Origin of the sequence: Pseudoalteromonas rubra, from assembly GCF_005886805.2 — a bacterium.
Taxonomy (GTDB): Bacteria; Pseudomonadota; Gammaproteobacteria; order Enterobacterales; family Alteromonadaceae; genus Pseudoalteromonas; species Pseudoalteromonas rubra_D.
On record NZ_CP045429.1, the window covers coordinates 1,778,138 to 1,800,920 of the forward strand.

The following is a 22,783-nucleotide window of genomic DNA, read 5'->3' on the forward strand; positions in this document are numbered from 1 at the left end:
ATTTCAGTTAGTGGGTGTTTTCCCCTAAAGGTAAATCGAATTCTACCATCAGGCCACCTTTTTCTCGGTTGCGCAACCTTAACTGACCCTGGTGGGCCGTGATGATGTCATGACACAGGCTTAAACCCAGCCCGGTTCCCTGTGCTTTGGTTGAGTAAAAAGGCTGCAGTGCCTGATGTAAATTACCTGGCAGGATCCCAGAGCCTCGATCCACAACGGCAAACCTCAGGCGGGTTTGGGATTGGACTACTCTCACGGAGATATCGGCCCTGTCACTCCCTGATTCATGGGCATTTTTGAGCAAATTCAGTAAAACCTGTTCAACTTGCGCAACATCGAAGTAGCCGGTGTCCGCAGGGACCGTTCCCAGCAAAGTAAAAGGGTACAGAGCCTGCAGACGTTCGAGTAGCGGTGCAATCGCATGAGCAGCGCAACTGGGCGCAGGCAAGCGCGCATATTCGGCATAACGCTGAATAAATTCGCTGAGATTATGAGCGCGTTGTGACACGGTATCCAGCATGTCTGGGAGCAGCTCAAGGTGCTTGTGCTGGTTTAACATGGTTTGTGCCGAGCTGGTCAGTGACTGGATCGGTGCCAGCGAGTTATTTAATTCATGGCTGATCAGACGAATGGCATTTTTCCATAGCATGATCTCTTCGCGGTTCTGTTCTGCAGAGACGTTTTTGCAAATGATCAGGCTATGTGGTTGGTAATTCAACGTGACAGGTTCCACTCCGAGATAATAGGTATGTTTTTGTTCTTGTTGCTCGAAACTCAGCATCCCTGTATATCCGCTATTGAGTGCCTGAGCTAGCGCTGCCGGTAAGGCATCGCACGCGACTTCCAGTGAGCTGCCTGTGAGCGCACCTGGTTGTTTGTGCAACAACTGCCGAGCAGCGGCATTGTGATAAACAATGTGATGCTGTTTATCAAGTAACAAGGTCGCCATAGGGGAGGCCTGCACTATGCTGTCCAGTACCAGTTCTTTTTGATTCAGCTTTTGTTTTTGCTGTTTGAGGTTTGTGGTGAGCTGGTTATATAAGTCAATCAGCCTGGCCAAATCAGGATCCGGAGTCGGTGAAATTCGCAGCGACAGATCACCATCCTTAATACTTTTTATTCCATCTTCCAGCGTGGCCAGTATGCGTTGACGACGTCTGGTATAGTGGCCCAGCAGCAAAAACAACATCATCAATGACACCAACAGGATCACTGAGCAGGCAAAGAACACCGGAACCTGATGGTGCAGCGCAATGGCCAGTGCAATCAGTGCACACGTAAGTACACAGCCACTGCTTAGCAATATTCTGCCTGAAAAAGACCAATGTGAGGACGTGCTCATCGCTTGATCCCGAACTTGTCCATACGGCGGTACATGGCCTGACGACTCAACCCCAGGCTTTTTGCTGCATGGGTGACGTTACCCTGGTGTTTGTCCAGCGCCTGGGTTATATCTTCGATGCTAAATTCGTGATTGACCATGGTTGAGGCCGAAGTGCTCAGGCCCAGATCTGCGGCTTCAATCTGTTTTCCACTGGCAAGCAGCTCTGCCCGACCTATGACATTTTGCAGCTCGCGAACGTTGCCCGGCCAGCTGTAGCGCTTGAGCAAACGCTGGGCGCCCTCACTGAGTACTTTATCTGCGGCCAAAAAGTGTTGGGCAAGTGGAATGATGTCGTCAGGGCGCTCTGCCAGTGGCGGTAAACGTAGTTCAATCATATTGAGCCGATAGTACAAATCTTGTCTGAATGTACCTCGTGCTATGGCCTCATTGAGGTTGGCATTGGTTGCGCTGATCACTCTGACTTTAACCCGCTGGGTTTTACTGCTGCCAACGGCTTCGAACTCGCCGGTTTGCAGCACCCTGAGCAGTTTTTGCTGGCCTGTCAGTGGCAAATTACCAATTTCATCAAGGAACAGAGTGCCCCCATCGGCGGCGGCAAACCGGCCTTCACGACTTTTAGTAGCTCCGGTATATGCGCCACTGACAACACCAAACAGCTCAGCTTCAATCAGTTCAGCAGGCAGTGCACCAGCATTGACGCGGATAAAGGGCTTGTCCCGGTAGGCACTGTTAGCAACCAGGAGTTCTGCAATTTTCTCTTTACCCGCACCGTTGGGACCTGTGATTAACACTTGCGCGTCGGAGTAGGCCACCTGTGTTGCCGTTTCAAGCAGTGACAGCATAGCCTGATCGGCAAAGATCAGACCGCTGAGATCGTAGTGTGCGCTCAGCTTATCTCGTTTGAGCTTGAACTGCTTGTTGCTGCGTGTTTGGGACTGTTGCAGCTGATACATCTCTAGCAGGTTATTGACCGAACTGAGCAATTTATCATCCTGCCAGGGTTTGGCGATATAATCTGCGGCACCGTGCTTAATTAACTCCACCGCCATTTCCAGCTGGGCCCAGGCGGTCAGCAGGATAATGGGCAGATCCGGGTTGAGTGTTCGGATCTGGTGGTACAGGGCCTTGCCCTCTTCGCCAGAGGTGGTGTCACTGGTAAAGTTCATATCCTGGATCACTAAGTCGTAATCCTGGGATTGCAGCATTGCCAGCCCTTGTTCAGGCGAACTGGCACCTTCGCAGTCGATGTCATTTATTAAAAAAAGAATCTTGAGCGCTTTTATGACATCTGTATTGTCATCAATGACGAGAATTTTATGTTGCATCGTGTTTTTATCGTTATTGTTGTAAATATGAAAGGGCTTTGCAGCCCTTATTTTAATTGGTTTTGGTAACCCTGGCAGGGGCTATATTAGCGGCTTTACGGACAGGAATATAGACCGCAGCGGCGCTGAGTAGCCAGACTGACAGCGCAACCAGCAGGGCGAGCCAGGGCTCAACCAGTCCTTGTGCGCGTAAATGGGTGACAAAATAATTGTTTAACCACATGGCCGCGAAACTACCCAATAGAATGCCTGCCAGTGCCAGCAGGGCGTTTTCCATCAGCAGCGCCTTGAGCACAGTATGCTGACTGGCACCCAGTGCACGCAGGATCCCAATGTCTTTTTTACGGATAGAGACCGAAAAGGAAACCAATCCAATAATACCAAATCCGGTCACAACAATGGCGATAACGCTGATCCCTATCATGATGAATGCAAAGGTACTGCGGCCATCCCATAAGCGCTTTTTCGCTCTGGCAGCAAACTCAACCCGCTCTACGATCCGTCCGTGTTGCAGATACAATTGATCTTCAACCTCTTGAAGAATGGCTTCGCTGGTGCCTTTTTTGACTCTGAGTAAGTAGTTTACATCTGTGCTGCCAAAGTGCGCCTGAGGCACTATGGTAGAGTGGTACCAGTGTTGTTCATAAACAGCACCTTCTCCTAGCATCTTATCGGCATACACTCCGACCACCTGGTAGGGGCGACGGGCTCGTTGTAAATAGACGGTCTGACCCAGCGCACTTTGCTCGCCAAACAGCGTTTTGGCCAGGGCTTCACTGATCAACACCACACTGGCATAACGATTTTGTGAAGCAGCGGCATAAACAAACTCATTAGGGTAGAAGTCGCGTCCTTGTGTGATGTTTAATCCCAGCGTGGCTACCCCTTGAGAGGTTACGTCAAATTGCGCGTTTTCAAAGCCTGCTTCATCTTCCTGGATGGTTTTATAAACCAGGTTGCTGCCCGCGACGGTGGCCAGTACCAGCTCATTGCTGGCATAGGTCACCTGAGTCACGTCAGGCAAGGCGCTGAGGTTAGTCAAATCCCGTTGGATCATGGCCGATTTATCCACCTGGTTGTCGAATACTTTGGTGTAAACGTTGAGTATCTCCACTTCGTCCAGGTGGGAGGGGATCAGCCAGTTTTTGAGCGTTCCGTAGCTGATAAAACTGGCATTGCCGACTATAGTCACCGCAATGGCAATTTGGATCAGGATCATCAAAGAGATATTGCGGTGCTTGAAGATGATTTTGATTATATGTTTCAAAGACATAGTTTTATCCTCTTAACTGTGCTGCGGGCGCGGTGCGGCTGGCTTTCACTATGGGGTAAAGCCCGGTGGTAAATATCGCCACAAAAATACCCACGGCAGCTTGCAGCGCAAAGGGGATGTCCATGCTGTACATACGGCGTACCTGCTCTGCGTCGGCCAGGTAATCGGCCTGATACAAGGCCAAATGGAACATCGCAATCAAGCCAAACTGTGCCAGCAACAACCCCAGTATAATGGCAGCACTGCTAAGCATACTGAGTTCCAGCAGTTGGATTTTAAGGATATAAAGTTTGTTTGCACCCAGCGCCCGGTACAGAGACACCAGTTTTGCCCGGCTTTGGTTTTTTGCCAGCAGAATCCCAATGGTGTTGATCAAGCAGATAGCAAAGAGCAGGTAGGCGAACTTAAGATAAATTTGCTCCCAGTACAGGTTGTCACTCATTCTGTCATTGAGGCTGGCCAGCTGCGTCAGGTAGTAGGGCTCGGCGTGGCTGAAGCGACCCAGCGAGGTCTGTTGCTGTGCATAATTGCGTGCCCATAAGGTCAGCTCTGCATGACTATTGTCGAGTTGCATGGGGTCCAGCATTGCCCAGCCATGCAGATACCCACATTCAGCGTTTTTGAGCCCCTGCGCATCTTCGCGACGATAACGTGTTCGTGCGGCTTCTTCCTTAGTTCGGCATGGCATATAGCCAGTGCGAGGCAGGTTATTAGCATGCGCGTACCCTAATGGTACAACTGCCATATCATTAGCCCGGCCTTGAAAACGCATGTTCTGAAAACGACGCAGATAAGCTGAAATGTCCATGACGCCAACCACTTCTAGCTGACGGTTGTTGATAACCACCTGTTTGCCAACCGAGTTTTCTCCACCGAATAATAAGTCATTGGCTTTTTTATCCAGTACGATCACAGCGTCATTCTGCATCTCCGCGCGCCACGGGGCACCATAAATAAATGGCACCTGGAGCAATTCAAAATAATTTGCATCAGCGGCAGAGGCCTCCGCGGTAACCGGTCTGACGCTTTTATCCGGCAGGTCAAGTACAAACGAAGTGGTGTAATTAAGTGACAAACGGATCATTGGGTTTGAATTAAAGGCCTCGGAAACGGCTTCTGCGTCCCGGTAGGTCAGCGGCGGCGAGCGAAACGCCGTACGTCGTTCAAACTCCGGGTCCATAAAGTTAAGGCTGACGTGATATATCCGCTCGGCTCTTTCGTCGATAGGGGAGTGTCCGCTGCGTGTCACTATGGTACCCATAGTTAACAGCAGGGTGATCCCGATAGCCAGATTGAGTACCATTAGCAAGGTCAGTTTGCGTTTTTGTTTCAGCCCGCGCCAGGCCAGTTGCATTAAATCCTTCATCGCAATCACCTAAGAGATCAGTTCGACCAGTTCATTCTTATTGATATCTCGCAGTTGACCGTCGAGAATTTGAATATTGCGATGTGCTCGCTGTGCCAGCTCATGATCATGGGTAACCATCAGCAAAGTGGTGCCCTGACGGTTTATCTCCTCCAATAGATCCATCACCTGTCTGGCCATCATAGTGTCCAGATTACCGGTTGGCTCATCGGCGAGTAAAAATCGTGGTTTACCCGCAAGCGCCCGGGCAATTGCAACCCGCTGCTGCTGACCACCACTGAGCTGGGCAGGAAAGTGGCTGGCACGACCGCCCAGGCCCACTAACTCCAGACTTTCCTCGATGCGTTGTTTGCGGGCTTTGGCTGACAGACCCCGGAAAATCAGGGGGACCTCGATGTTGTCATAGAGGTTGAGGTCGCCTATCAGGTTAAACCCCTGGAAAATAAAGCCAATTTTTTCATTGCGAAGCTGAGACAGCTGTTTATCGCCCAGGGTGCTGACGTCTTCTCCATCCAGTTCATAAGTTCCTTGCTCAAAGCTTTCGAGTAATCCGGTGATATTCAGAAAGGTGGTTTTACCTGAGCCTGAAGGGCCCGTAACGGCAATAAACTCACCTTCTTCAACGGTAAAGTTAACGTCTGACAGGGCGTGTGTTTCGACCAGCTCGGTACGGTAGATTTTACTGATATTTTTCATACGTAACATGGGATGTTCCTTTTATTATTATTCGCTGAGGATCACGTGCTGAGATTGCCCGAAAGCTGCCAGACTTGAGATGATGATTGTATCACCAGGTTGCAGCCCCTGGGTAATTTCCACTTCTCGGACACTTTTGACACCCAATGAAATTGGGGTTCTGAGCGCGGAGTTTTGTTCAATTTTGTAGGCAGTGCGGGATGCACCGGTTTCCACAAAGGCACCGCGTTCGACTTTTAATACGTTTTGCTTTTGGGCAATGATGATCTGTGCATTCACTCTTTGGTTCTGACGTAAATTGCCAGGTTGCTCGCTAAAGCGAATACGGCCGCGTACCTGACCTTGTTCAACTTCAGGAGAAATGGCAACTAGCGTTGCGCTGTATTGCTCGTTGTTGATTTGTACGTTAGCGTGCAGACCGATCCCCAGCTCATCCGCCAGGTTTTCCGGAATGTAGGCCTCAACTTCCAGCTCATTGAGGTTAACCAGCGACATTAATGGGGTATCGCGTTGCACATGTTGTTTTTGCTGTACATTCAGCGTGCCGACAATACCGGATAAAGGTGAATGCAGTGTCAGTGCCTCAACCTGACGACGCAGTTCTTCGGTGAGGTGACGCTGACGGGTCAAGTTCAGCTCACTACTTTTTAATTCAAAACTCAGGCGTTCCTGCGCCAGTTGCAGACTCGCGATGGCGTGACGCTCGTTAAGTTCAGCGCGCTTGAGGGCCACCTGGGTCTGTTCCAGTTCTTCCTTTGAGATGATTTGTTTTTCAATACTGGTGCGGGCACGGGCCATTTCACTTTGCGCGGCTTCCAGCTCGACTTTGGCCAGTTCCATTTGCTGGGTGTTGTCCAGCTGCTGTTGTTTTATTGCTATTTTCTGGCGACTTACGTCCATCTCCAGACGTGCCAGTGTCGCTTCTTCCTGAAGGAGTTGGTTACGAAGCTCCGGGCTGTCAATGGTTAGCAGGGCCTGACCTGCTTCAATCTCGTCGCCTGCTTTGACAAACAAAGTGACTGTTCCGGCTGCAATGGCATACAGGGAGGGGCTGTCTGCGGCCATAGTACGGCCTTCAACACGCAGGTCCTGAACCATGTCGCCTCTTACAACGGTAGCGGTACGCAGTGTTTGTAAGGACACCACCTGGTCGGCGCTGAGTAGCTGATCAAAACTGCTGTATGAAGCAGTGGCGGCACTGATGAGTCCGACTGCGGCGGTTGCACCTATCCACCAGCGCGGTAATCTGCGCGTTTGTGGGATTGCTTTATCTTGTTGTTTGGTATCTCGGATCATGCCTGGTACGGCTCCTTGTTTACTCGATTACAAGTACTTATTACAAAATTGGTGCCAAAACTTAACCTATTGAAATTATGGGTTTATTTGTTTTTTGTGTTGCGCGCCGTAACAGCAACGGACGGACAGCGGACAGTACGCGGACAGTGGCTGAGTGTCCGGACAGTATGCCACTCACAGGGGTGCTGGTATCTCAGAATGCACTGGCTTTGCCGATTCGATCCTGTACCATGAAGATTATACTAAGTTGCTGTTAAGTAAGTGGTAATGGAGGTGCGATGATCCGGTTAGATGAGATAACGTTCAGACGTCGAGATGGCGCTGGATATCGGAATGTGCTGGACGGCCTGAGCTGGTCGGTATCGGGGGCTGAGCAGGTTGCGCTCACTGGCGACAGTGGCTCTGGCAAAACGACCTTGCTCAACATACTGGCCGGGTTGCTTAGCCCAGACTCCGGCACAGTACATATAAATGAGCAGGCAATACATACCTATAATGCCAAGCAGCTGGCTTTGTATCGTCGTACGATTGGCATGATCTTTCAGCATTACCAGTTACTTAGTCCGCTTAATGTGGCGGATAACATGGCTTTTCAGGCACGCCTCAACGGCCGCGCCATAAGTCACAAAGAAATTACCATAATGGCAGAGCGCCTGGGGCTGGGTGACAAGCTCGATGTTTATCCTGCGCAGTTAAGCGGGGGCGAGCAACAGCGTGTCGGGATTGCCCGAGCCTTGCTTAATCGGCCCAGCGTACTGCTTGCTGATGAGCCTACGGGGAATCTGGACAGCATGCGCAGTCAGGAAGTACTGGAACTGTTGATGACCTTATGTCAGGAGCAAAGGGTAAATTTGATCATGGTTACCCACAGCCGTGCCCTGGCTGCACAGTTGCCCCGTCAGGTGGCGTTACGCGATGGGCGTTTACATGAGTGAACTGAGACTCATCCTGCTGACTTATGCCCAGTATTATCGGCGCCATAGAGGGCTGCTGGTGTTGTTTTTGATCGGTCTGAGTCTGGGCAGCGCCTTGCTCAGTGCTACACTGGGTTTAAACCAGGAAGCCTCAAAGCGCTATCAAACCAGTACGGCGTTATTAGCGCAGCCAGTAAGTCACTTTATTCGTCCGCCATTGGGAAAAACAGGTTTACCTTTTTCACTCTGGCAACGGCTTTCAGCGGCTGGGTTTGAGCAGGCTCACCCTGTACTGGAGGGGCGCCTCAGAAGTGACGACGACAAGCTGGTCGCCATCCGGGGTATCAACTTATTGCAATGGCAAACGGCTGGTGCTGCAAAGCCGGTATCAGGCGACGCTGCTCAACCTCACAGCGACTCCCCCTTGTTCGACACATTGTTTATGTCACCTGAACTGACGACCAGATTGCAACTTGGAAAGCCTGTATTGCGTTTTGAGGGAGACAGCTATCCGGTCAGCCCATTGGAGGGCACTGGTCACTATGCACTGATGGATATCAGTCTGGCAGACCGATTATTGAAGGCGCAGGGGCAGATCAGCTATTTTGAAGTGACGGGTCTGAATGCGCTTCAGCGACAGCAGCTGGTGGACATGCTTGGCAGTGCCGCACGACTGGAGTCTGCTGAGGCACAAACTTTCGACGCCCTGTCAGGGGCCTTTTTCTTTAACCTACAGGCTCTGGCCTTACTGGGCTATGTGGTGGGCGCATTTTTAAGCCTCAATGCCATCAAACTTGCCTATCAAAGCCGTTTGTCCTTGCAGCAGCAAATGGCCACGCTAGGGTGCCGACAGAGCCAGTTACTTAAGGCGCTGTGTCTGGAAGTTGCGATATTGAGTGTGCTGGCAGCGACATTGGGTAATCTGCTTGGGGTGCTGATGGCCAATGCCATGATGGGTGACATCAGCACGGTATTGAGCAGTTTTTATCAGCTGGATCGGGCTCTGACAGTGCGCTTTGATGCTGTGCTCGTGCTTATCGGCAGTGTGCTGAACTTAATGATACTGGCTGGCTTTGTGGTGTTGCAAACGCGTCTCGCGCAGCAATTGGCGAAGTGGCTGACCCTGGCGCTACTATCTCTGGCCTGTGTCGGAGGGGGGTTATTATTGCACCTGGCACAGACCAAGTGGCAAGCTTTGTTACTGTGTGTTTGTGTGTTGCTGGTGTTTTTTGCGTTGACACCGCCACTGGTGCGTCTGGTGTTTCGGGTGCACTGGCCAACCCGGGCTCCGTTGCTCGGCTGGCTGAGGGCCGATAGTCTGACGCAATTGCCAGCGCTGCTGAGTTCGGTGTTAGCCATTTTGATGGCAATGGGCGCAGCGATTGGCATGCAGGTGATGGTGGGGAGTTTCAGCAGTGCATTGGATACCCACTTACAAACCCGCCTGAATGCCGATCTATATGTCAGACCGGATAATCCGACTACACAGATGCGTCAGGCTTTGGCAGATATGCAAGCAGTTAAGCAGGTGGGGATTTACTGGTCGGCACAAAGTGAGGTCAAGGTGACCAATGAGACGGTGCCTGTGACACTGATGAGCTTTGGTGAAGACTTTCGTTATCATCAGCATCTGACTTTGCTGAACAAACAGCCTCTGGAGGCTGTTCACCTTAACCTGAGCAATGATAGCATCCCTTGTCTTGTCAACGAGCCGGGTATGCGCCGCTATGGCCTAGTCGTTGGCAGTCAGCTTGAAGTGCAGCAGGGACCGCACTCTTTTCATTGTCAGATCACCGGTGTATTTTATGATTACGGCGAGCCCGGCATGAGCCTGGTAGTCAGTAATTCAGTCATTGCACAGCAGGCATTTTTGTATGAAGCGGTCGGTTTTATGTTAACGCTTCACGAGGGAGTTGACTCAGAGCAACTGGCTGATGTCATTAGCCAGCGTTGGTCACTGACCGGACACCAGTTGATCCACAATCAAGTGTTTAAGCGTTTTGCAAAGCAATTATTTAGTCAAACTTTTCTGGTAACCCATGCACTGAATCTCTGCATTATGTTGATTGCGTTATTTGGCGTTTGGGTGAGCTTTTTAACGCTTGGACGACAGCAGTTGCAGCCGATGGCCGTATTACAAACGTTAGGGGTGACTCAGGGCCAATTATTGGTGCTGAAACTCTCTCAGGCCGGACTTATTCTCGGTCTGACCTTGTTACTGGCGGTGCCGCTGGGGATCTTGTTGGGCTGGGTATTATTAGCCTATGTGATGCCCATCGCTTTTGGCTGGAGCATGGCAATGGTACTTAGCTGGAGCGATATTTGGGGGTTCTGCGCTGTGGTGCTGTTGTTGGCTTTGGTGGTCAGTGCGATCCCTTTATTAACACTGATCAGGCGCAATGTGGCCGATAATGTCGCACAGTTATAAGGAGCCCACTATGCATTGCATCAAATTACATTGGCTTTTATTCCTGCTGATGGTAACGGGGTGTCAGCCTGCTGCGCCTGAAACAGACAATAACAATGCGGCGATGGCGGTGCTCGGTCAGACGCTGGGTACACCCGTGGATGCCGCTCAGACACTGACGTTTCCGCGCGACCACGGTGCCCATCCAGAACAAGGAGTGGAGTGGTGGTATGTTACTGGCAACTTGACGGCACAAGACGGCGTTCAGTTTGGGGTGCAATGGACGTTGTTTCGGATCCGCGATCCGGGGTTTTCGGCCTTTCAGTCTTCTCCCTGGTGGGATGGACAGCTTTACTTTGCCCATTTTGCTATACAAAACGGTCAGACACATCATGCGTTTGAGCGCTATGGCAGAGCCGGGCAGGTTGACGTACAGGCCAGTCCTTTTATCGCCCGTTTGGGTGATTGGCAGCTGGCCAGTCAAGAGGCGTCGTTTTTACCTTTACGATTGCAAAGTAAGGAGGCCGATTTTGGCCTGGATATTAAGCTGGCAAGCAGCCCACTGGTCTTGCATGGCAAGCAGGGGTACAGTCAGAAAACTCAGCAAGGTCATGCTTCCTTTTACTACAGTTATCCCTTTTTACAAGTGACAGGCACGCTGACCTATGCAGGCAGATCACATGAAGTCTCTGGCCGGGCCTGGTTAGACAGGGAATGGTCATCAGGTCTGATTGATAGTCAGCACGGTGGCTGGGATTGGTTCAGTTTACAAGGCGAGAACCCCGGGCAAGGTGCTTTGATGGCATTTTGTACTCGAGATGCAACACAAGCCTATGCCTATTGCAGTGCCTCAGAGATATCTCCATCTGGCAAGGTTACGGCCTACCCGCACGAGCAGGTCAGTTTAACAGTACTTAACAGGGCGCAAACTCGCAATGTAACGCATCCGATAAGCTGGCAGTTGCAGGTACCAGGCAAAGAAGCCGTGGTCATTGATGTATTGCAGCGCGATTCTTTTAATCGCCTGAGTGTACCTTACTGGGAGGGGCGGATACGCAGCCGCGGTGGATTTGTTGCAACGGGTTATGGTGAATTGTTTGGCTATTGAACAATACGTCCTCGCCTTGGCCTGGGCGCATAAAAGTTGAGTAGGTGGTCAATCTTGTGCTCAGGGCTGTGATGATAAAGAGATACAGGTTCAGTATTTCATTCACACAGCCCTTGCCGCGCCAGTGCATCTAATCAGTAATTAATTATGTGGCCTGGCGGGGTCAGAGGTTATTCCCGGTCGTACAGGGGCAGGGCAACACCTGAGACGTCAGGAAATTCTAGCACCGCGATAGGGGTAAAGTCGCTTTCCGCGAGGAAAAACGTTGTAAGACTGGCACGGGAGTGGATGGTAAACTCTCCCACAAATGGCATCATCCAGCCACTGTCGCTCGATAATACGCCGCTTAATTGAGGCACTTTGCCAAAATCAGGTAGCAGATAGTCTGGGAGTACGTTGTCGCCGACAGAATGTAGTGGCAGGTTGACCCCGATCTGGCGCGTGTAGGAGACATCCAGCATAGCTTTTCCGGTATATTGGTTTGCCAGAGTCAATGTATGTTGGTGTGGCGTGATATCTATCGACACATCCGCTGCCTGCTTGGGGTAACCCCAGATTTCGCGACCTGCTTTGATTGCAATGGGGTTGTCCAGCATCAGGTGCTGGTTGTAAAGGGCATAGTTATGTGGTTTTCCGGCCGCTTGTTGCTCTGCGTTTGCTGCTGCCAATGCAGCCAGCACTTTACCGGTGAAATCCAGCTGTGCACTGGCAAGGGTCATATCTCCCGGACAGGGCAAAACCGGGTCTGCGCTGCCACGGCGTTTAACATAAAAGCTTGATATCGTCTCGTTATACGCACCGGCAGGGCTGCTGGTAATTTTTTGTGTATACAGTGCACCTATGCCTTTTGAGGCTGCTCCTTCACAATGCAGGCGGACAGGTTCCCATTGCCAGTTCCACAAAAAGAACTGTGCAACATTAGCATCTATTAAGCCAACGACGGCACTGGTGGCTTCACCCTTAACATGAAAAGGCATGCTAACAGCGGTGCCATCAGACAGATAAGTGGTGCTGGTTACCGGATAGGTTTCGCTAAGATCAGTGGCATAGCCGGTATTGCTCAATACCAGCATGGCGCTGAGCAGGAGGGGTTTTATATTCATATTTGGTCCTTTTTTAGCTAGGGTTTTCCTTGCATGGAAACTGCTGATGCGCATTGCTTTAATTGTTAGGGCGCAAAAGCGGGACTAGGCTAACATGCTTTGGTGAAAAGTAAATGGAAGAGGTGAGTTAAAGGAGAGCACTGTACAAAATGTATAAGAGTGTAAACCAACTATTCTTTCTTTATTTGCAATATTGTACACTGCGCGACCATTTACATGGACAGGCCGAGCAGAGCCATTTGTTGTGTCACTATATAGTGTAATCCGGCTCGCTCCTGAGTCGATAAAAAGTAGGTATTTATGATCCCTTTTGTGGTGTTGATCACCGTGTTGGTGTGTTTTGTCGGCTATGGCCTTTGGCCGCTAGCCACTTCTGTATTGGGGTACCTGATATCTGAGCAGGCGTCGGAAGCCATGATCCTGATGCTGTTCTGGCTAACTATGGTTTTTATCCAGTTTGTGGCGATGTGGCATATAGCAAAGAAAAAGCCCAGCGGACGTAAGTTCTTTTTTTATACCGTATGGATTTGTGTCTTTGTGCAGGGGGCCGACTTGCTGCTTGCAGCCGAGGAAGAGGTACCCCTGTGGGCGTTGGCGGATTTGTTTATCTATCCCGCGTTAGCGATGTGGGTGTTGTACGCCAGTGACGCAAAACAGTATTTTGAACAGTAAAACCTAATACACAGAGTAATAGTATGAGTAAATGTGGTAAATGTGGTAAATGTGACAGTGATATTTCTTTTATGTCGGTATTGAATACCCCGAATCCATTCAAGTTAAAATGCGGTAGCTGCAAAGCACCGATTGCACTGAGTCTGGTGAGTGCGGGACTTGTTGCGGGTATCTTGATGGCAGTGATCAGTGCCATTTTGTGGTACTTTTACGGGTCAGAAGGTTACTGGGTCAAGGTGGTGTTACCGACTGTCCTGGTTGCAGAAGGCCTTTACTTTGCGGCCATACGTTTAGGGTTGGTGAAAGTCAAACCAGAACAATCAGAGTAAACAACGGGAGCCAGTGGCTCCCGTTTTATTTCGACCTTAGCTCAATTCAATCTTATAAGTCGGAACAGCATGAAGATGTTTGCTCAGGCGTCCGAGTATCAGCCACCAGGCAAACAAGGCCGCCAGCATCAGGACTATCCATATCATTGCCGACGCTCCAGCCGTACCAAGTTGTCCGATTTGATAAACCAGTGTCGCCAGTATGTAGGCAATTGAGGTTGTCCAGCCGATGACGACCCACATCCACACACTGCCCGATTCACGCTTAATGGCCCCCAATACCGCCACGCACGGGGTATACAGTAAGATAAGTACCAGATAGGCAAATGCACCGAGCTGGCCATTGAATTGAGCAGCCATGGCACTGAGCAACTTGTTCCCTGCGTCGCCGCCTTCTTCAACGGCACTCAGGCCCAGCGGATCGCCGAGGTTATTGAGTAAATCAACGGAATTATCCCACAAGGTCATGACCGCTTCACTTGTAGCATCTTTGAGAGACCACTCACCGGTTTGTTCCTGTGCGCCCACATACAAGGCATCCATTGTGCCCACAATGGCCTCTTTGGCGAACAGGCCCGTGACTATCCCAACCGTTGCTGGCCAGTTATCTTCTGCGATACCCAGCGGTGCGAACACAGGTGTTACAACCTGCGCGGCTTTAGACAGTAAAGATGCCTCGCTGTTTTCATGCCCAAAGCTGCCATCTGTGCCGATGGAATTGATCATGCTCAGCAGAGTAACCACAAACACGATGGTTTTCCCGGCACGGGTGATAAAGCTACGTAAACGCTGCCAGGTGGTCATAACCAGGTTACGCCAGACGGGCAGATGATAGGCTGGCATTTCAACAAAAGAGGGGACTTTTTCTTGTTTAAACACGCGTTTTCTGAACAGGTAACCGGTACCCACAGCCACTAAAATGCCAAACACATACAAGGCAAATACGATGTTGGCACCGTTCACCGGGAAAAAGGCCGCAGCAAATAAGGCGTACACGGTTAGTCGTGCGCCACAGGACATAAAGGGCGCCATGATCACTGTGAGCAGGCGATCCGACTCCCGGCTCATGGTGCGGGCACTCATGACCGCTGGGACGTTACAGCCGAAACCTACAATCAGAGGGACAAATGCGTTGCCGGGCAATCCGATGGAAGACATCAGACGGTCGATCACAAAGGCGGCACGTGATAGATAACCACTGTCTTCAAGGATCGACAAACAAAAATACAAGACAGCGATAACAGGAATAAAGGTCGCAACCAGCTGTAAGCCTGCCCCAAAGCCGTCCCCTAACAGGACGCCCAACCATTGGGGGGCACCGAGATTGGCCAGTAGCAGCTTAGTCCCGTCAATAAAAATAGCGCCGACCAGAATGTCAAAGAAATCAATAAAGACGGCCCCGAAGTTGACCGCTACCGTAAACATCAGGTACATCATAAACAGGAAAATCGGCACCCCGAGCCAGCGGTTCAGCACCAGTTTATCAAGCGAGGTGGTGAAGTCAGAGCGTGTTTTCGACATGATACTGACTCCATTGCTGAGCGTTTTGACGTTCTGAAAGCGCTTAACGGTGTCTTCATTGCTGAGATCAGGCCCCGGAGTTGGTCGATTGCTCTTTTGCGGGGGCTTGCCTTTGCAGTGCTCACTCAATGCATCTGTCAGTTGAGCGAGCCCCTGACCAGTCGAGCCGACCATGGCGATGACAGGTACACCAAGACGCTGTGCTAACAGGCCCAGATCCAGCTCCTTGCCTTGCTGGTGTGCCACATCGGTCATGTTGGCAACCACGATAAGAGGGGTACCTGTTTCCTGCATTTGTGTCGTCAGAACCAGGTTGCGTTCGAGGTTAGCACAGTCGATCACGTTGATGATCAGGTCGGCATCCGGAGCGCGAATATAGTCAATGGCAATTTGTTCATCCTGACCCGGTTCAATTTGGGCCATGCTGTACAGGCCCGGTAAATCAATTAACTCAACTTGCTGACCTGGTAAACTTAGCTCGCCACTTTTGCGCTCTACAGTGACGCCGGGCCAGTTGCCGACTTTTTGTCTGGCACCCGTAAGGCGGTTAAATAGTGTGGTTTTACCACAGTTGGGGTTGCCAACGAGGGCGATTCTCACGTTATCTTACTCCTTGAAATTAGCGGCTTAGCTGGATAAAACGCGCATCAGTTTTACGGATACTGATATAGGTATTGCCAACCTGAGTCTGAATGGGACAGCCCAGCGGCGCGACATTTAAGACCGTGATCACTTCTCCGGGGATCAGGCCCAGTGCCATTATGCGGCTGATCAGGGCTGCATCAGGGTGAACAATGCCTGCAATAATCGCTGTATCGTTTGGTTGTAAATCTGCAAGTGTCATAGAGGGTAATGCAAACCTAGATAGGAATTATTTATTATTAGGCTGGCATGGTACCGCAACTTAAATGTCATAAACAAGCGAGTGCGGCAAAAGACATGCGTTATTTATTAGATTGATAAATCTATATATTTTATATGGTTACGTGTATTAAGTGAATGTCACCAGAGTGTTGAAGGGCACTTCATACTCTTTGCACATTGTTTGCCATCTGTTTGCACATTGTCTCGCTAGGCTGATGATCACAGGCCTAACAGCAATGGAGAGAGACAATGGGATCAACGAGCACAATAAAACAACCCGGCGCACTGAATATACTGACCGTGATTATCACTGCCACGCTGCTTGGTGCATGCGGCTCAGGAGGTTCAGAGACGACTACGGGCACCAGTCAGAATACTCAATCAACCGCGGTCGATGAGACAAACTCCAGTCAGTCAAATACGGATGCTGATACGGCTTCGGATAATTCGGACTCAGATACGGACAACGCCGACGGTGACACGGACTCGACGGCAGGTGACGGTGACACAGCGCCTGATCCTGGGGATGAGGATAAGGGGGATTCGGATACAGAGCCTGACGATGATGAGGGCGGCAGTGAGGAAACACCGGATAGCCCGGACCAAAACGACACGCTGGCTGGCTGGATCCTTAACTCAGATGGTGCTACTGCCGCCATTATGCTGGATGAAGCTGGTCAGCTTGCTCAGGTCAATGTACAGGCGGTGAGTGCGCTGGAGCAATCCGGGCAACAGTATACGGTGGTGACGGCATCGGGCATGCCGGATTATCAGGTGGTGGTCGATGAGGAAATGCTGTCGAGCTTATCCTCCCGGCCCAGAGCTGCATCAGATTTTGCCACAGGTTCGCCACAAGTCGCGATTGGTGATGTGGTCGAGTTCGGCCAGGATATTGGCTACAACAGCAACAGCAGCTGTGCACTGGATGCCGGGCAGGGTTACTGGCCGCCCGGACCGGTCTGTCCTGAAGTGATGGATAGAACCGGCACGTTTCCCAATCAGCCTACACAGAATACAGACACCTGTGAAACGGGGTTAGGGACAGTCGGCTTCTGGGTCAATGGGACCTCAGTATATAACTGGGGTGATGGCCAGAGTTACAACAACGAAAGGATATGGCAAACGCTGGCACCGGTTGCTGAACAATATGACGTGGATGTGTGTGGCGGTCACGCTGCACAAGGCGATTATCACCACCATTATTATTCCTCTTGTCTGGCTAAGATGGTTGGTGATACAGGAACCGGGCACTCACCTGTTTATGGATATGCTGCAGATGGTTACGCCATATATGGTCCCTGGGAGTCACAAGGGGAGTTGGCTATCAGTAGTTGGGAAGTCCGCGATTATCGCGCCAGTGCGCCGACCGGGTGTAGCGATGGTGCACGAAGCTGTGTGCTGAATGACCAATATGATGTCAGTCAGGGAACACGCAATGTTTCCAGTGGGCCAGGCTTTGACACTGTGGTACGCACCTTATCACGAAATGAGCTGGTTGCCGAAAATGGCTACTTCAAAGAAGACTTTTACTGGAACAGCACACTGACTGAACAGGGCGGCAATTATCTTGATCAGTACAATGGTCATTATGATGAGCATCGGGGTTATCACTATCATGTGACTGCCCGGGATGATAACGGCAAGCTCATTCCTACATTTCCATACACCATAGGTGACAGGTTTGCTGGTGAATTACAAAGTAACGGACTGACCAGTTGTGGTGGCATAAGGCCTGGTGGTTCGGGTCGTGAATAGGAGTAACATAATGAAAATAATAGCGATATTAATTGCTGCGAACATGTTTTTCATCACTATGACGGCCCAGGCTGACAAAGCCATTCACCAGCACAAAAGCCTGGAGATCAAGCAACAAAGCCTGTTGCCTCGGGTTGCACTGACCCTGGTACGGGATGAAACCGACGGTCTCAACCTGACAATTGACATTGCCAACTATGTGCTGAATTCGCCCGCCGTTGTCGAGAGTGCACAACAGCGCCTGATAGGTCATGCCCATTTGTTCATTAATGGTGAGAAAAAAATGCGTGTTTATGGCCAATATGTGCATCTGCCTGCCAGCTGGTTTAAGGCTGGTGTCAACCAGATTGCGGTATCGTTAAACAGCCATCAACATGAGAACTGGACCTGGAAAGGTAATACCGTGATGGGGTCGGTGTTTGTCGACCTGGCTGAGCCTCAACTGGTATTGCATCAGTTTTCTTCTCAGCCGTTGCTTAGTCACCATCACCATTGATACCGGACGCTGGCCACATTATTGTGGCCAGCGTTTAAAAGGTTTCTTTGAGTAAGTTAAGCATGTCCTCAACCGACAGCTTGTTGGCCTGTTCGTTGCCAGCCAGTAATTGGTCAGCCAAATCTCGCTTATGTTGGTGTAGTGCGACGATTTTTTCTTCTATGGTGTTCTTGGCAATCAGTCGATAAATGGTCACCGGGCGCTGCTGGCCCATTCGGTGGGCTCTATCTGATGCCTGTGCTTCAACTGCCGGGTTCCACCACGGATCCATATGGATCACATAGTCTGCTGCGGTGAGGTTCAAACCTGAACCACCGGCTTTGAGACTGATCAGAAACACTTCGCCATTGCCATGCTGAAAGGCGTTAACACGTTCCTGACGTTGTGCAGCAGGGGTACTGCCATCCAGGTACTGATATGGCACGTTACTTTGCTCAAGGAGATTTTTAATAATCTGTAAGTGGCCCACAAATTGGCTGAAGATCAGTGCTTTATGATTGTTTTGCCGTAATTCATTCAGTAGCTCACTGAGTGCTTCGAGCTTGCTGCTTGGCAATGTGCTTTCAGCCATGACCAATTGCGGGTGGCAGCAGGCCTGACGTAACTTGGTGAGCTCCGCCAGCATTCTGATGCGTTGCTCTGCCGCTGAACTGGTACTGGAAGATTCCATGATTTGGTCAATGGCATGCTGTCGCAGTGCTTCATAAAAAGTCATCTCGTCCTCACTGAGCGAAACGGTGAGGTTGATTTCCGTTTTCTCTGGCAGTTCGGTGAGAACCTGGCTTTTCAGGCGACGCAGAATAAAGGGTTTCACCAGTTGTTTGAGGCTTTGACGTGCTTTATGAGCCGCCAGCTTGTCTTGCTCAGCATTTTCCATCGGCTGAGCAAAGCGGGCATTAAAGCGTTTCAGGTTGCCTAGTAAACCCGGGTTGACGAAACGGAACAGCGACCACAATTCGGTCAGATTGTTTTCTATTGGTGTGCCCGTGGTGATCATTTTAAACTCGCCTTTAAGTGCACAGGCGGCCACGGTGCGCTTAGCCAGCGGGTTTTTAAGCGCTTGCGCTTCATCGGCGATAATGGTGTGCCAGTGTTTTGTTTTTAGCAGCTCAGCCTGGCGTTGCAGCAGGCCATAACTGATCACCACACAATCAAACGGGCCAGCCTGAGTTAATAGCTGTTCGCGCTCTTGCGCACTGCTGTGATCGCTGAATAAGGTCATGGTTAATGCCGGTGCAAATTTGCTCGCTTCCTGCTGCCAGTTAAAGCACACAGAGGTCGGTGCGATGATAAGCGTAGGCCCTTCACTGGCACGTGCTAAGATCACAGCCAGCGCCTGTAGAGTTTTTCCCAGCCCCATGTCATCAGCCAGGCAAGCGCCGCCGCCCCAGTGGGCTAGTCGCATTGCCCAGTCAAACCCCGCGAGCTGATAATCGCGTAATTGCGCCTGTAAGGTCGCCGGCACAGTGAGTGTTAGCGCATTAGCCTGGTACATTTTTTTGCTTTGCTCTTCCCAGGCAGGCAAGGTTTTCATACGCATGCCCGTTGTTGCTTCTGCGACCTGACCACTGGCAAGCGGATGAAACTGGCCCTGATCGGTTACCGTATCAAGCTGGGCGAGTTGATTACGTAAGTCTTGTGACAGTGCCAGAATTTGTTCACCGTCGAGGCTGACAAAGCGGCCATGGCTGGTGGCCATCAGGCTCAGCAACTTTTTCAATTCTACAACTTGTGTATCATCGACCTGAAGTTCACCCGTGACGTCAAACCACTGATTTTGCTTGCTCATCGCCAGAGCCAGATGTTGGGACTCAAGGGGTTTGCTGAGACGGAATTTCTTCCCACGTGGCCAGCGCAGCCTTAAGGTGAAGCCCGGTATATCGGATGCAACACACCTTTCAATTTGCTCAAGCGCCTCAAGCGCCATTTCCAGGTCGTCTAGTTGCAAACGGTTATCAGACATCGCCAGAAATGCCGGACAGTGTTCATCCAGTAACTCCAGCAAGCGCTGTTCTTGTGCTAGATCACGTTGAGTGGCCACCCGCTGATGCTCAATTTCTGTCGTCAGATTGGGGCTGCCAATGCCCGGGTGCAACATGGGGCCCTTATCGCCAAAGGGCATACTCACACAGTGAAACTCAAGGCCACTCTGATAGGGAGTGATGTTGATGACCAGTTCATTATCAGGTTTGACTGTGGTCAACCCGGTTTCAAGGCCGTCCAGGTCGGACTGTATATTCAGCAGTGGCGCGATGGCAGTAATACTCTCAAGCAGTTTGGGCTTGGCGGCTTTGGGCACGATAAGACCACTTTCCCCAATGATCTCTACAACCTGCAAATGCTGACGCGTGAACAGGGTAAACCCATAGCAATAGTCCTGAAGCGGGAAAAAGGCGTACTCACTCTGCCCTGCACGCTCTTCGAGTTGCAAGCGGTAGTCTATGCCTTGTGGCAGGTTGGGTATCGACATCATTAGCTCATCGCCGTTGTCACGGATCTGAAGTTCGGCCGGATATTCTGTCAGTTCTATTTCGCGACTGAAATCATCGCCCAGGTAGAGGTTATGAGCACCAGATGCGGCACTTAGAGCGTTTGCTCCTTCCAGTTCAAAGGTGCGTCCACCATAATAGCCGTGGTTTTCATACACCCGAATAGCAGCAATAATTTCTTTATCTTTATCGTTTAGGTAATCAAAGTTCTCACGCTCATCGACCAAACGCTTCAGGGCCACATTGCGACCTTTACTCCAACCTTGCTTACCCAGTTTTTGTTCTCTGGGCTTGAGTGTGAGTTCAAACCGAGATTGCTCAAGTTGCCAGACAAGCCGGTGGGTTTGCGACGATTTATCTGCATTGGATGGTGGCGTGGATGCCAGGCTTTGCAGTTTTTCCAGTGCCAGCTCCCAGTCACTTTTTTGTTCTACCAGTTTGGCAAAGTTAACCACCAGGCGCTGTGGCAGTGGTGGCACAGGGGCTTGATGGAGCACCAGCAGATCGGCACCCATACAGGCAAACAAAGGTTGCTGTATTGCACTGAAGGTATTGCAGGCCTCACTAAGACGAGTTAATTGTTGGGCCTGTAACTGGCCCCCGGTCCAGTGCGTAGCCAGAGCAGTCAGTATTTGCAGCAGTGCATAGTCGTAGGGCTTCGCTTTACCAAATGCTTCATACTCTTGATATTGATTAACGAATGTCTGGCCACCACTGAGGCACTCTGCAAGATATTCAAGCAGGCTCAAAAGGACATAATTTAACCCTGGCGCTTTCTTGTCAGCGGACTCTGCCTGCACCAGCTGGCGCACCGATTTAAACAGCTGAGGCTGTCCCTGACTGGCCTGCACCAGCGTCGCCAGTTTATGAAACAAGCCGGGCAGACCACCCAGATATTGCAGCTTACGCCGGGCAAGTTTGTTTTTAGCGACAATTGCTTGTTCAAATAATGCATAAGCGCTTTGGTGTTCGCCAGAGCACATTGCAACCATGGCACGTAACTGAAGCGCATAGCAGCTGCTATCATTGCTCAGTACGGCGACACTTTGATCCAGTTGCGCCCGATAAAGATATTGTTCGGCTAGTAAACAATGCAGCGTTTGGTTATTCGGCTGACGTTCGCAGAGCTGTTTAATAAGCTGAAATGCGGCAAAATTGTTCTGACAGTCACTTTTTAAACTGTGGATTAACGTCGAGCATGCCTGATACAGCAAATGCGGTGGCAGTTCAGCCAGATGATCAACGTCTGCCGGAAAGAATAGGGTATTGACCAGCACCTGGTTGGTGTGGTGGTCAAGGTGTTGCGGATTTTTATGAAATGACAGCAAAGCGATGGCTTTATCGTATTGGCCCAGGATAAGCAAATCGCGGATAAAGCGTTGTTCATCCGAGAAATCGCGCTCCCACTCATATAAATTGACCACAGGCACGACTTGTTCGGCGCAATTAAGTGTGCTGATAAAACGATCCTGACGAAGCGCATTGTGGCACAGTGAAATCTCAATTAGCGGCTGAACCCTGAGGCCTTTTTGGTTACTGATTAATAGCCCGGCTTCGACCAGTGCGGTTCTCTGTTCGGGCACCATACCCTGACTGAGCGCGGGAATGCCGTGGATCTGGGCTTCAACCAGCAATTTCAGTAAGCGTTTTAATCTACTTATCGCAACCGGCTTGCCGATTAGTGCCAGTACTTCCAGCATGATCTGTTGTTCAGCGGGCAGCTGTGCGTAGCGTGTCAGGAGTTCGGTGATGTGTGTCTGGCTGAAAGGCGTAAAGTGCATGCTGATAGACCGCTTCGGGCCTTGCTCCGCGAGTTATTATTGA

At 50.7% G+C, this 22,783-nt stretch carries 17 protein-coding genes; 7 read left to right on the forward strand and 10 right to left on the reverse strand.

The features are described from left to right. Positions 1-7: 7 nt before the first annotated feature. Genes CWC22_RS07665 through CWC22_RS07690 form a run of 6 tightly spaced genes read right to left on the reverse strand, consistent with a single transcriptional unit; the run spans position 8 to position 7,301 of the window. Complete coding sequence (locus CWC22_RS07665) at positions 8-1,342, reverse strand: sensor histidine kinase (protein ID WP_138537869.1); 1,335 nt, start codon at positions 1,340-1,342, stop codon at positions 8-10. Beyond that, positions 1,339-2,670, reverse strand: a complete 1,332-nt coding sequence (locus tag CWC22_RS07670; RefSeq protein ID WP_138537870.1) for a sigma-54-dependent transcriptional regulator — start codon at positions 2,668-2,670, stop codon at positions 1,339-1,341. Before CWC22_RS07670 ends, CWC22_RS07665 begins: the two co-directional genes overlap by 4 nt. 52 nt (positions 2,671-2,722) lie before the next feature. Further along, on the reverse strand, positions 2,723-3,943 hold the full coding sequence (locus tag CWC22_RS07675) for an ABC transporter permease (RefSeq protein WP_138537871.1): 1,221 nt from the start codon (positions 3,941-3,943) through the stop codon (positions 2,723-2,725). A 4-nt stretch (positions 3,944-3,947) separates the two neighbouring features. Next, positions 3,948-5,309, reverse strand: coding sequence for an ABC transporter permease (locus CWC22_RS07680; RefSeq protein ID WP_138537872.1), 1,362 nt, complete (start codon positions 5,307-5,309; stop codon positions 3,948-3,950). Positions 5,310-5,318: 9 nt separating this feature from the next. Continuing rightward, on the reverse strand, positions 5,319-6,014 hold the full coding sequence (locus CWC22_RS07685) for an ABC transporter ATP-binding protein (RefSeq protein WP_010385947.1): 696 nt from the start codon (positions 6,012-6,014) through the stop codon (positions 5,319-5,321). 18 nt (positions 6,015-6,032) lie between these two features. Beyond that, positions 6,033-7,301: an efflux RND transporter periplasmic adaptor subunit gene (locus CWC22_RS07690; protein ID WP_125563251.1), complete on the reverse strand. Its 1,269-nt coding sequence runs from the start codon at positions 7,299-7,301 to the stop codon at positions 6,033-6,035. 278 nt (positions 7,302-7,579) lie between these two features. Here CWC22_RS07690 and CWC22_RS07695 point away from each other — a divergent pair, with 278 nt between their 5' ends. From CWC22_RS07695 to CWC22_RS07705, 3 genes are read left to right on the forward strand one after another with little or no spacing between them, the layout of a single operon-like run. Then, the gene (locus CWC22_RS07695) at positions 7,580-8,236 is read left to right on the forward strand and encodes an ABC transporter ATP-binding protein (protein ID WP_138537873.1); all 657 of its coding nucleotides are present in this window, start codon (positions 7,580-7,582) and stop codon (positions 8,234-8,236) included. Then, positions 8,229-10,643 carry an ABC transporter permease gene (locus CWC22_RS07700; protein ID WP_138537874.1) on the forward strand — a complete coding sequence of 805 codons (2,415 nt, stop codon included), beginning with the start codon at positions 8,229-8,231 and terminating at the stop codon, positions 10,641-10,643. The genes CWC22_RS07695 and CWC22_RS07700 overlap by 8 nt, the downstream gene beginning before the upstream one ends. 10 nt (positions 10,644-10,653) lie before the next feature. Then, positions 10,654-11,730, forward strand: a complete 1,077-nt coding sequence (locus CWC22_RS07705; protein ID WP_138537875.1) for a lipocalin-like domain-containing protein — start codon at positions 10,654-10,656, stop codon at positions 11,728-11,730. A 170-nt stretch (positions 11,731-11,900) separates the two neighbouring features. Here the strand turns inward: CWC22_RS07705 and CWC22_RS07710 are convergent, their stop codons facing one another. Further along, positions 11,901-12,833 (reverse strand): acetoacetate decarboxylase family protein, encoded by a 933-nt coding sequence (locus tag CWC22_RS07710; protein ID WP_138537876.1) that lies wholly within the window; start codon positions 12,831-12,833, stop codon positions 11,901-11,903. Positions 12,834-13,133: 300 nt separating this feature from the next. Here CWC22_RS07710 and CWC22_RS07715 point away from each other — a divergent pair, with 300 nt between their 5' ends. Continuing rightward, positions 13,134-13,505, forward strand: a complete 372-nt coding sequence (locus tag CWC22_RS07715) for a hypothetical protein (protein ID WP_125563240.1) — start codon at positions 13,134-13,136, stop codon at positions 13,503-13,505. A 23-nt stretch (positions 13,506-13,528) separates the two neighbouring features. Continuing rightward, positions 13,529-13,834, forward strand: coding sequence for a hypothetical protein (locus CWC22_RS07720; protein WP_138537877.1), 306 nt, complete (start codon positions 13,529-13,531; stop codon positions 13,832-13,834). Between the two features lie 36 nt (positions 13,835-13,870). Here CWC22_RS07720 and feoB read toward each other — a convergent pair whose 3' ends face one another. Both feoB and CWC22_RS07730 read right to left on the reverse strand, forming a co-directional pair. Continuing rightward, on the reverse strand, positions 13,871-15,955 hold the full coding sequence (gene feoB, locus CWC22_RS07725; RefSeq protein WP_138537878.1) for a ferrous iron transport protein B: 2,085 nt from the start codon (positions 15,953-15,955) through the stop codon (positions 13,871-13,873). A 19-nt stretch (positions 15,956-15,974) separates the two neighbouring features. Continuing rightward, a complete protein-coding gene (locus CWC22_RS07730) occupies positions 15,975-16,199 on the reverse strand; it encodes a FeoA family protein (protein WP_125563233.1) in 225 nt (74 codons plus the stop codon). Positions 16,200-16,468: 269 nt separating this feature from the next. Here CWC22_RS07730 and CWC22_RS07735 point away from each other — a divergent pair, with 269 nt between their 5' ends. Both CWC22_RS07735 and CWC22_RS07740 read left to right on the forward strand, forming a co-directional pair. Beyond that, positions 16,469-17,974, forward strand: a complete 1,506-nt coding sequence (locus tag CWC22_RS07735; RefSeq protein ID WP_138537879.1) for a YHYH protein — start codon at positions 16,469-16,471, stop codon at positions 17,972-17,974. 10 nt (positions 17,975-17,984) lie between these two features. Further along, on the forward strand, positions 17,985-18,470 hold the full coding sequence (locus CWC22_RS07740; protein ID WP_138537880.1) for a hypothetical protein: 486 nt from the start codon (positions 17,985-17,987) through the stop codon (positions 18,468-18,470). 34 nt (positions 18,471-18,504) lie between these two features. On the opposite strand, the gene CWC22_RS07745 is transcribed toward CWC22_RS07740, so the two are convergent. After that, entirely contained in the window at positions 18,505-22,740 is a 4,236-nt protein-coding gene (locus CWC22_RS07745; protein WP_138537881.1) for a DEAD/DEAH box helicase, read from the reverse strand. Between the last annotated feature and the right edge of the window lie 43 nt (positions 22,741-22,783).